The organism is Pseudomonas sp. AC255 (genome assembly GCF_979258175.1).
In genome coordinates this window covers 2,163,295-2,174,956 of the sequence record NZ_OZ409841.1, presented here as the reverse complement: position 1 = coordinate 2,174,956, position 11,662 = coordinate 2,163,295, and the positions used below count along the sequence as shown (strand labels likewise).

Genomic DNA, 11,662 nt, shown 5'->3' with positions numbered 1-11,662 from the left:
CCCGATGATCGAAGTCACCGAAGTCTCCATTGCCCAACTGCGCGCCGCCCTTGAATCCGGCCAGACCACTGCCGTGGAGCTGGTGCAGGCCTATCTGGCGCGCATTGATGCCTACGATGGCGCCGACACTTCGACGGCACTCAACGCCGTCGTCGTGCGCAACCCTGAAGCGCTGAACGAAGCCCGCGCCTCCGACGCCCGCCGCGCCAACGGTGAAACCCTCGGCCCGCTCGATGGTATCCCCTACACCGCCAAAGACAGTTATCTGGTCAAGGGCCTGACCGCCGCTTCCGGCAGTCCGGCATTTGCCGATCTGGTCGCCCATCGCGACGCCTTCACCATCGAACGCCTGAGCGCTGCCGGGGCGATCTGCCTGGGCAAGACCAACATGCCGCCGATGGCCAATGGCGGCATGCAACGCGGCGTCTATGGCCGCGCCGAAAGTCCGTACAACGCCGCTTACCTCACCGCCCCGTTCGCCTCCGGCTCGTCCAACGGTGCCGGCACCGCTACCGCTGCGAGTTTCGCTGCGTTCGGCCTGGCTGAGGAAACCTGGTCGAGCGGCCGTGGCCCTGCGTCGAACAACGGCCTGTGCGCCTACACCCCGTCGCGCGGGGTGATTTCGGTGCGCGGCAACTGGCCGTTGACCCCGACCATGGACGTCGTCGTGCCGTTCGCGCGGACCATGGCCGACCTGCTCGAAGTGCTCGACGTGGTCGTCGCCGAAGACCCGGACACCCGCGGCGACCTCTGGCGCTTGCAACCGTGGGTGCCGATCCCCCGTGTCAGCGAAGTGCGCCCGGCTGCCTACAGCGAACTGGCCGCCGACGCCAAAGCCCTGGCCGGCAAACGCTTCGCAATCCCGCGCATGTACATCAACGCCGACCCGGACGCCGGCACCAGCGAAGCCCCCGGCATCGGCGGCCCGACCGGCCAGCGCATCAACACCCGCGCGTCCGTGATTGATTTGTGGAAGCAGGCGCGCCAAGCCCTCGAGGCCGCTGGCGCCGAAGTCGTCGAAACCGACTTTCCGCTGGTCTCCAACTGCGAAGGCGACCGCCCTGGCGCGCCAACCGTGTTCACCCGTGGGCTGGTGTCGAAAGAGTTTCTACATCATGAACTGTGGGATCTGACCGCGTGGGCGTTCGACGACTTCCTGCAAGCAAACGGCGACCCGAAGCTTAATCGTCTGGTTGACGTCGACGGGCCGAAGATCTTCCCGCACGACCCGGGCACCCTGCCCAACCGCGAAGGTGATCTGGCCGCCGGCATGGACGAATACGTGCGCATGGCCGAACGCGGCATCACGCCGTGGAATGAAATCCCAACCGTGCCTGATGGCTTGCGCGGTCTGGAGCAGACCCGACGCATCGACCTTGAAGACTGGATGGACAACCTCGGCCTCGACGCCGTGCTGTTCCCGACCGTCGCTGACGTCGGCCCGGCCGACGCGGATGTCAATCCTGCTTCGGCCGACATCGCCTGGAGCAACGGCGTCTGGGTGGCCAACGGCAACCTCGCGATCCGCCACCTCGGCGTTCCGACCGTCACCGTGCCCATGGGCGTGATGGCCGACATCGGCATGCCCGTCGGCCTGACCTTCGCCGGCCGCGCTTATGACGACTCGAACCTGCTGCGCTTCGCCGCCGCTTTCGAATCCACCGGCAGCAAACGCCAGATCCCACCGCGCACACCGCCGCTGGCTTAATGCACTGTGTCAGCTCCCACAAACCCTGTGGGAGCTGGCTTGCCAGCGATGGCGGCCTGACGGCCGCCACAGTTCTAATTGACTACCCCCGACTCCCACAGGTTTTGTGGTGAAAGCTGCCAACTCAGCACATCAACCCAATCCTCTTTGTTCCCAATCTTCGATCATCAGCGCCATTCGAATCACCACCGGCCCTGACCATGATCAACCGCGCGCCCTCCCGCCTCACCCTGCTTGCCATGCTCTGCGGTCTGACCGGCACCGCCCATGCCAGCGGATTTTTCGACGATGCCAAAAGCGATGTCCTGCTGCGCAACTTCTACCTCAGCAACGACTACCGCTCGCCCACGCCCTCCGGAAAAAACTACAAACAGGAATGGGCACAGGGCTTTATCGGCAACTTCTCATCCGGTTTCACCGAGGGCACAGTCGGTTTCGGCATCGACGCCCACGCTTTCGCCGGCCTGAAACTCGACGGCGGCAAGGGCCATTCCGGCACCGGTCTGCTACCGGTCGACAGCGATGGTCGCAGTGAAAACAAGTATTCCAGCGCTGGCGGTGCGTTCAAGCTCAAGGTCTCGCGCACCACTTTGGCCTTCGGCGAAATGACCGTGGAAACCCCGGTCTTCGACACCTCCGACAAACGCCTGCAACCGGAATACGCCACAGGCTTTTTGCTCAACAGCGCCGAGTTCGACAACGTCAATCTGGTCGCCGGGCACTTCACCGCGTTCAAGAATCAGGACAGCTCTTCCGGCCAAGGCGACTTCTACGGTTACGGCGCCAACACCGAAGCGGGTGGCATCAGCTTCGTCGGTGCCGATCTGTTCAGCTCAAGCCCGATCGGCGGCGCACTCTACGCCTCAGAACTGAGCGACACCTGGCATCAGTATTACGGCAACCTGCATTTTAAACAGTCCGGCGTGCTGCTCGACGCCAACCTCTACCACACCCGCGACACCGGCCGCGCAGTGGCCGGCGAGATCGACAACACCGCCTTCAGCCTCTCCGGCAAATACAGCTTCGGCCCACACGCGGTGATGCTCGGCTGGCAGCGGATCAATGGCGACACGCCGTTCGATTTCGTCGGCGGCGACTCGATCTACCTCGCCAACTCGATCAAATACGCCGACTTCAACGGCGCCAACGAACGCTCCTGGCAAGCCCGCTACGACCTCGACCTCGGCGCCTTCGGCATCCCCGGCCTGAACTTCATGACCCGCTACGTCAGCGGCAGCCACATCGACGGTACGCACGCGCCGAAGGGCGGCGCCTACAACCCGTTCGACGCCGACAGCGGCGACTATCAACCGCAACAAGGCAGCGGCGGCAAACACTGGGAACGCGATATCGACCTGAAGTATGTCGTGCAATCCGGCGCCGCGAAGGATCTGTCGGTGCAGCTGTCGCACGTCACCCACCGCGCCAACGAGGCGCAGGCTGGCGATGATATTGACCGGATTTACGTGGTCATCCAGTACCCGCTGGGTTTCTGAATAGCCCACTCAGCTCTTGCTGAAAACGGGATTCCAACTGTGGGAGCGAGCCTGCTCGCGAAGAGGCCATCAATGCCGTCGCAATTCTTCGATTTAAACGAAGCTGTTTAAAAGACACCTGCTGACACGGTCTCAAGGCTACAAATCCTTGCGCCATTGCCTACAGCCAAGCCAGAATCCGCCGGCTTGTGCGCCTTGAGGGCGGGTTCTATTGTGGTGCGGTCGCTGACTGTTCAGTGATCGGGTTTAGCAGCCTGGCAAATTTTCAAGGTACGCTGGCTCCGCCTCTCTATTTATGGCGGCTTGCGTGGGGCACTTCGGTGCGCCGGGATCCTTGAGCCTGGTCTGCTAACCCGCGTAAAGCCGCCACCCTCTTCGTTTAGCAGCGAAGGCTGACGGCTCCATTTCTCAAGGAGCTTTACCATGATCAAACCCACACCCAACCCACCCGAAACCGACCCCATTTCCCCCTACGAATCCCTCGACTCAAAAAACTTCACGAAGCCGCCGATCGCGCCCTCGACCACTACCTCTGCCCACCCGGCTCGACCCCACCACCCTTCAGCCCCCGCGCCATGTACGCCGTCACCGCCGACACGAAAAACGAAGACCTGCTGGCCAACGCCTGCGAAACCCTCGCCTCGGCCAAAACCATCGCCCAGGAATTCGCCGGGCTGGTCAAGCCATCGCAGCGCCGAACGCTGATGGGCATCGCGCAGTTGATCATGCTCGGGGAATTGGCAGTGAATCGGGTGCTGGATAATCTGGAGTTGCCGCAGTAATGCAGGAAAGCTGAGTTATTCACTGTCCTTTCAGCCCCCTTCGCGAGCAGGCTCGCTCCCACAGTTTGACCGCATTCCAAGCGTGGCTGCGGGCCGGTTCGCGGCGACAACCACTCGTCGGATACCACTGCGCACCTGTCAACTTTGACAGGTGCGCAATTCCGGCAACGCGCGTTAACTCACTCCGTCCCTTACCACACGGAGTCAGCGCCATGTCCAGCCCCAACAACCCCCTGCTACTCGCAAAACTCGTCATTCCTGGCGGCAGCAAGGAGCCGGTGTCGACGGACCCCGATGTCTGGGGCATTAACATCGCCGCCGCGCTGGGCAATTTTCCGCTTAACGGGCTGCGGTGCCACGCTGGCCCGTGGGGGAACATGGCGATTGGCGACAAGTTGACCGTTTTTTGGGGCACCGGGCAGAACGTCTGGGTTGAAACCGTCGACAAAAACGAGGTCGGCACGCAACTGAGCATGTTCGTGCCCACCCGACATATGGTCGATGGCCAGTTCGCGGTGTCCTATGTGGTCAAACCCCTGGGCGGCACGGATCAACCGTCCGAGGTCATGCAGGTGTTGGTCAAGCTCACTCGTCCGGGCGGGCACGATGACAACGGCGACGACGGGCATTCCAAACTGATCATGATCATTCCTCAGGACATTCTTGACGGCATCCACGCAGGCAACGTCAAGGATGGCGTGAAGATCAGCATTGGCAAGGCTGAGGGCACGCCGCCCTATCCCTTCGCCGCGGCCGGCGATGTCTGTCGCGTCAGCTGGGGCGGGATTTTCGTCTACGGCGATCCGCTGACCGAGGAACAGGCCGAAGGTAAAGCGCCGATCATCGTGAAAATTGAAGAAGCCGTCATCCGCGAGGCCGGTGATGCGGAAGCGCCCGGCGTGGCCGTGGTGTTCGAAGTGTACGACTGCGTGTTCAACCGTTCCGAAGACTGGAGCCCGGAGCAGCGTGTACCGGTCGCGGTGGATACGACTCGGCCGGACGCGCCGTTGCTCAAGGAAACGTTGAACAACGTACTGGACGTCGACAAGCTGGGCGACGCCGATGGCACCGTGCAAATTGTTGCCAGGGATACGAACAAGTTCGAAGTCGGTGACATTGTATTCATCAGGATCAAGGGAACGCCCGTCGAAGGGCCGCTGATAGACGTGGAGTTAGAGGGCGTGGAGCTGGAAAATGTGCCGAGCATTTTTGAACACAAGGCTCCCAACTCTGTGCTGCGCCTGTTGGCCAAGTCGCAGATCACCTTGTCGTACCGCCTGAAAAAAGCCGACAATTCCGCTGATTTACACTCCAATAGCCAGTTCATCCGCGCCATCGGCGAAGTCAAGCGCCTGGCCGCGCCGATCTTGACGGATGAGGACTCCGGAGCACTGGACCCGGCGCTGGCCCGAGTAGAACTCGAGATTCCCTTCGACAAATCCTTTGCCGAAGGTCACGTCCTCACGATAGTCATGCTCGGCACCACGCCAGGCCTCAAGCCTTACCTGCCAGACCTGCCAACTCGGCCCATCACCCACAACGACGTCGTCGCAGCCAAATCGCTGTGGTACTACATCGATGGCGCGCACCTGAACCCGGTCAACGGCGGCACGGCGGAGTTCTATTACCAATTACAGATCCCGGATACAGTGCTCGACACGCTGAACCCGTTCGAGGCCACCCGCGCGGTTCGCGAGTCGATCCACAGCGATATCCTGCGAGTCGGCAAACCACGCCTGGAACTGCCTCAACCGGAGGTGGACGGCGTGGTGGATGGCGTCCTGCCAGCCGACACGGCCGGCACCACCCTGACCGTGAAGTACACGGAAACAGTAACCGGCGACGAAGTCTTCATGTTCTGGATCGGCTCGATCACCGGTGAGTATCCCGATTCGATCAAGCTGAACGGACTCACCGCCGGCAAGGAAGTGCCGTTCCCGATCCCGGCCGCGGTGATCAAGGGTAATGAAGGCGGGACGGTGATCGCCAAATACCAAATCAAACGCGCGGCTGGCGGGATCAGTTACGCCGAGCCATTGGAGTTCAGTGTCGGGGTGGCGCTGGGTCTGAAGGAACCAAAAATCAAGGAAGCGCCGAACGACACCAGCCTCGATCCGCTGGATGCCCAGAAAGCACTGACGGCGGTGATCAACTATGACGGCATGCTGGTCGGCGACAAGATCATCGTCCGCTGGACCGGCGCCCCCGGAACGCTGCCTGCCGGTTCGCACACCACGGATCCATGGCCGGTTACCACCGTCGGCCCGCAGGAAATACCCTTGGCAGTCTCGGTGCTCGCCTTCAACCTCGCCAAGTCAATCACCCTTGATTACTCCGTGACACGCGGCACCCAAGACCCGAAAGACTCGCAGACGCGTACGTTGGCGGTGTTACCAATTGCCCAAAGCCGTTTGCCCAAGCCGCTGATCACGCAGGCATCCGAAGCAGGCGAAGGCCCCGAGCTGGACGTCAGCCAATTGACCTCCAACGCCACCCTTCGCGTGAACAGCTATCCCCTTATTGCGCTGAAACAATATGTCTGGCTCAAAGCGAAAGGGACTTTAAAAAGCGGGGGTGTGTACTCGAAAACCTTTTGGCAACCGCCGGCTTCGCAGACCAATACGACGTGGATCGACCAGGGTTTTTACACTCACGACTTTCTGTGGGTGGACTTGCGAAACCTGGAACAAGACAGCGATCTGGAATTGGAGTTCAAAGCGGGCTTTGACGGCAGTCAAGTCGAGAGCGAGGCCGTGACGTTTGCTCTACGTACTTACAAGGTCAAGGCCTACGAAAACATAGCGCCGACCCTGGACTCGGTAAAAGGCTCACCAAGTGGCGCCGAGATTCCCAACGGCGGCGCTACCGTCGAAACCGCTGTAATCCTCAGCGGGATCGCCGCCAAAGGTCAGAAAGTCGATGTACTCGACGGCACAACCTCCAAAGGCCAGCCCGATGCCGACGTTACAACCGGGAATTGGACACTTAGCATTTCCGGGTTAAGCATCAAGTCGTATAGCTTTACTGCCAAACCGTTATACGGCACTGGTCTACCTTCGTCACCCGAAAGAACCATGAAGGTGGTGGCAAAGTTGACTATTGATTCAAGCGAAATGAATCTAGATGGGTTCTCAGTAAAAGTTCCCGAATGGCCAAAAACAGGTAGAGACTCTGTTGGCAACACTGACTCTCGCCAGCCTCAGGGCGGTGTTTCACCTTATAACTATAGATCCAGTAACAGTGATATTGCTTCAGTTGATCAGCAAGGGAAAGTTACCGGCAACAGGATCGGCGAGGCAACGATTTTTGTGACCGACCAAATGCAGAATGAAGTTTCATACCCAGTCAGCGTGACTAATGTGTGGAGCCTGGTGGTGAATGATGTAAAAATGCGAGCATCAGAATCGGTAGACTGGATGAACTCGATTGGCGGCAGTTCGACAATGAAATTCAAGTTTAATGAGGATATAAGCCTTGTTTACAATGTACCGTTACCAAGGGCTCAAGGGATTTGGCTTTGCGCAGAAACGTCTCAAATCCCTGGAGATTTTTGGTATTTAATGAAGGAGCGCAATGATAACGGCTACTTTTCTGACGTACCGTTGGCAAAGTGGTCCGCTTGGTGCCTCAAACCATTACATTGATTAATATTGAAAACAAACCATAGGATCTCTCATATTAAGCAAGACGGCGCCCAATAAATTTTTGGCCGCGCCTTCATTAGCCGTGCTAAAAGCGGCCACACTGCAAGCACACGTCGTTCTCTAAGACTTACTTAGATAACGCCGATCCACGCCACTGCTCCAATCTAGTCTCGGGGAACTGGCGGTGGATCGGGTGCTGGATAATCTGGAGTTGCCGCAGTCGCGGGCCTCGCTAAAGGATGCTGAGTGAGGCGCCGTCGCGGGCAATCCTACACAGGGTTTTCTGTCAATCACAAAGCTTCATTCACGCCGCCAACTTTGTGGGAGCGAGCCTGCTCGCGAATGCGGTGGGTCAATCCCTGAGATGTCGACTGTTATACCGTTTTCGCGAGCAGGCTCGCTCCCACATAAGTTCGCGGCTGCCTCTGAATAACTGGCGAACCAAACGGGCCAGACTACGTTTCTTCTGCATTCAGAATCAAAAGATCGCAGCCTTCGGCAGCTCCTGCAAATCGGTGTTGGAGCTGCCGGAGGCTGCGATCTTTACTTTTAATAATGATGGCGGAAGACAGCCGGAGTCGAACCTGCCCGGGAACGGATGCCGTCCCCAACCGGGTTTGAAGCCCGGCCGCGCCACCGGGCGCGATTGTCTTCCTGAACTCAGGGTGCGCAAGCGTTAGCCAGCGCGTTGTCGGGGCGGATCTGGCGGGATTCGCCGAGCCGGCGGGTCAGGCCGAGTCGGTCGAAATATTCCAGATACTGAATACAGCGTTTGCGTCCCAAGCCTAGCGCATCACGGAAAGTTGTCACCTCAATCGCTGGATTTTCTTCGGCGAGTTTCAGCAGCAGTGCCGCCATTTGCCGCAGAACGATGTCGCTGATAAACAGGTCGCGCACCACCTGGTGCATCAGGCCCAGCCGTGCGAGTTTGCGCAGCAGCAGGCGGACACTGGCGTCGTCTTCGCCGAGCATTTTCGCGGCATCGCGTACCCACGGCGGGTCGAAACCGGCCTGTTCGAACAACGGCTGTAATTGCTGCCAGAGGATTTCGTCGTCGGCATTCAGGCGCACCTGATGGTCGGGCAGGTGCAGCCAGGGGCCGCTGGCGAGGATCGAGCCGGCGTTGAGCAGTTCGTCGAGCAGGCTGATGAACGTCGAGCGTTCCAGTGCCAGCGCGCTGAAGCGGCGCAGGCGATCGCGGTCCGGCCCCATCTGGTCGGGTTCCTGTTCGTGGAATCGCGCCAGTTGCTCGAGCAAGGTGAATTTCAACTGGCCCCAGCGCTGCACGTTGAACAGCAGCGGGCCTTGGCGGGTGTCGATCAGGCGGATGTTTTCCGCCAGCGTCCACTGCGCGCGCGGGCGGTTGAACTGGCGTTCGAGGCGTTGCGGGTCGAAGCCGCCGGGGCTGTGGTTGAGCAGTGTCGGCAGGGCCTGTTCGAGGCTGACGCTAAGGACAAGGGTTTGCAGTTGCGCAAGGCGTTCCGGGCTGCGGCGTTGGCGCGCCGGGGCGAATGGGTCGAGCACAACACCGCCGCCGAGGGTTCGCTGGGCGCTGGCGTCGCGCAGGATCAATCGATCGCCATTCATTGCGTGCACCGGCGCGTTGATCAGCAGTTGCGCGAACATGCGCTCGCCGGGGCTCAGGCGCGGGCCTTGCAGCAAGGCGACGCGGGCGATGACATCTTGGGTGCCGAGGTGCAGATGCACCGGGTGGAAGTGTTCGAAGGTGCGCTCGCCCGGCAACAGATGAAAGTCGATGTCGATGCGCTGGGTCGGGGCATGCAGCCAGTCCGCCAGCAGCCATTGGCCACGGTGGATCTGCGTCAGTTCCAGACGTTCGCCGCTGAGGTTCAGCGCCACGCGCTGGCCGGCGAACGCTTGCTCGGCGACCTGGTTTTGCGCGTGCAGGCCACGGATGCGCACCGATTTGCCGGCAGGCGCCAGAACCAGTTTTTCGCCGACCGCAACCGTGCCCGACAGCGCGGTGCCCGTGACCACGATCCCCGCACCCGCGACGCTGAAAGCCCGATCAATCGCCAGACGAAAGCCGCCTTCGCAACCGCGCGCCTGCACCTCGCTCCGCACCTGCAACAACGCCGCGCGCAATCCATCGACGCCCTGCCCGCTCACACTCGACACGGTAAAAATCGGCGCATCAGCAAATGGTCCGGGCGCGAGCAGGTCCAGGACCTGGCGCTGCACCTCTTCCACCCTGCCCGCTCCCGCCCGGTCGCATTTAGTGATCGCCACCAGCGCGCGGGGAATGCCGAGCAGTTCGACGATCGCCAGATGCTCTCGCGTCTGTGGCATCACGCCGTCGTCGGCCGCTACCACCAGCAACACCAGATCGATGCCCTGCGCACCAGCGAGCATGTTGTGGGTGAATTTTTCGTGGCCGGGCACGTCGATGAAGCCGGTCAGCCCGGAGCCCGCTGCGAGTTCGGCGTAGAGATAACCCAGATCGATGGTCATGCCGCGTTCGCGCTCCTGCGGGCGGCGGTCGCCGGTTTGCCCGGTCAGCGCCTGCAACAGCGAAGTCTTGCCGTGGTCGATGTGCCCCGCCGTGCCGACGATCACGGATCGACCTGCAATTGCGGCAACTGCGCCAGCCACGCTGGCTCAGCGTCGAGCTGGCGTAGATCCAGCCACAGCGCATCGTCGCCGATTCGCCCGAGCACCGGGATCGGCAAACCGCGCAACGCTGCTTCGAGATTGAGCAGATAACGCCCGCGCCAGCGCTTGGACACTTGCGGGCGGCAACACAGCGCTGCACTCGGCAAGCGCGCCACCGGTTGGCTGCCGCTGCCGATCATGCCCAACGCCTCGACCGCGCTGACCTGCCAGACCTCGCCCAACACATCGGCGAGCAACGGTTGCAAACGCAGAGCCTGAGCATGAATGTCGGCCTGGGGCCGGGTCAGCAGGCGCAGGCTCGGCAGACGCTCGGCGAGGCGATCCGGATCGCGGTACAGACCGAGCACCGCTTCCAGCGCGGCCAAGGTCAATTTATCGACCCGCAGTGCGCGCTTCAGTGGATTCTTCTTGATCTTCGCGATCAGTTCTTTGCGCCCGACGATCAACCCGGCCTGCGGCCCGCCGAGCAATTTGTCGCCGCTGAAGGTGACGATGTCGGCGCCATCGAGCAGCGCCTGCCGCACGGTCGGTTCCGCCGGCAGCCCCCAGCGCGTCAGGTCGAGCAGACTGCCGCTGCCCAGATCTTCCAGCAACGGCAAGCCATGAGCGTGTGCCAACTCGGCCAGTTCCGCAGTCGCCACTCGCGCGGTGAAGCCTTCGATGCTGTAGTTGCTGGCATGCACGCGCATGATCAACCCGCTGCGCGGACCGATTGCCGCTTGGTAATCCCGGGCATGGGTGCGGTTGGTGGTGCCGACTTCGTGCAGGCGCACGCCGGCCCGGGCCATGATGTCGGGGATGCGGAAAGCGCCGCCGATCTCGATCAGTTCGCCACGGGAAATGATGCCTTCCTTGCGCGCGCCGAGGCTGTTGAGCGTGAGCAGCACGGCAGCGGCATTGTTGTTGACCACGGTGACGGCTTCGGCGCCGGTCAGTTCGCGGATCAGCCCTTCGATCAGGTCGTCACGATCACCGCGCTTGCCGCTCGCCAGATCGAATTCGAGATTGAGCGGATAACGTGCGGCCATTTGCACCGCTTCGATGGCTTCTTCGGGCAGCAAGGCGCGGCCGAGATTGGTGTGCAGCACCGTGCCGGTCAGGTTGAACACCCGGCGCACCTGGCTGCGCTGCTGTTGCGCCAGGCGTTCGCCGACGCGGCCGGCGAGCACTTCGGGGCCGATCTCCACGGCCGCCAATTGCCCGCTCAATACGCCGGGCCGCAGCTCATCAAGCAACTGACGCAGGCCAGTCAGCAACGAATCCCGGCCGTAACGTTCGGCCAACGGCGCGCACGCCGGATGACGCAACAACCCATCAATGGACGGCAACCGCAGGGCAACGCTGGAAGACATCAGCCACTCCTGATTTCACTGAAACAATCCCTTTTGGGAGCAAGCT

5 protein-coding genes, 1 tRNA gene and 1 pseudogene are annotated in these 11,662 nt (G+C 61.3%); 4 read left to right on the top strand and 3 right to left on the bottom strand.

Annotated features, from left to right (window positions below):
* Positions 1-4 precede the first annotated feature (4 nt).
* The 4 genes and pseudogenes from ACZZ0K_RS09970 (at position 5) to ACZZ0K_RS09955 (ending at position 7,630) form a co-directional block, all read left to right on the top strand.
* Positions 5-1,708 (top strand): amidase, encoded by a 1,704-nt coding sequence (locus ACZZ0K_RS09970; protein ID WP_258706732.1) that lies wholly within the window; start codon positions 5-7, stop codon positions 1,706-1,708.
* Positions 1,709-1,908: 200 nt separating this feature from the next.
* The gene (locus ACZZ0K_RS09965) at positions 1,909-3,204 is read left to right on the top strand and encodes an OprD family porin (RefSeq protein ID WP_258706733.1); all 1,296 of its coding nucleotides are present in this window, start codon (positions 1,909-1,911) and stop codon (positions 3,202-3,204) included.
* Between the two features lie 423 nt (positions 3,205-3,627).
* Positions 3,628-3,986: pseudogene (locus ACZZ0K_RS09960) on the top strand (DUF6124 family protein).
* A gap of 212 nt (positions 3,987-4,198) precedes the next feature.
* Positions 4,199-7,630, top strand: a complete 3,432-nt coding sequence (locus ACZZ0K_RS09955; RefSeq protein ID WP_258706735.1) for an Ig-like domain-containing protein — start codon at positions 4,199-4,201, stop codon at positions 7,628-7,630.
* Between the two features lie 559 nt (positions 7,631-8,189).
* On the opposite strand, the gene ACZZ0K_RS09950 is transcribed toward ACZZ0K_RS09955, so the two are convergent.
* The 3 genes from ACZZ0K_RS09950 to selA all read right to left on the bottom strand — a co-directional run bounded on the left by ACZZ0K_RS09950 (position 8,190) and on the right by selA (position 11,616).
* A tRNA-Sec gene (locus tag ACZZ0K_RS09950) sits at positions 8,190-8,285 on the bottom strand.
* Between the two features lie 5 nt (positions 8,286-8,290).
* Positions 8,291-10,207: a selenocysteine-specific translation elongation factor gene (selB, locus tag ACZZ0K_RS09945; RefSeq protein WP_258706736.1), complete on the bottom strand. Its 1,917-nt coding sequence runs from the start codon at positions 10,205-10,207 to the stop codon at positions 8,291-8,293.
* Complete coding sequence (gene selA / locus ACZZ0K_RS09940; protein WP_258706737.1) at positions 10,204-11,616, bottom strand: L-seryl-tRNA(Sec) selenium transferase; 1,413 nt, start codon at positions 11,614-11,616, stop codon at positions 10,204-10,206. Before selA ends, selB begins: the two co-directional genes overlap by 4 nt.
* Between the last annotated feature and the right edge of the window lie 46 nt (positions 11,617-11,662).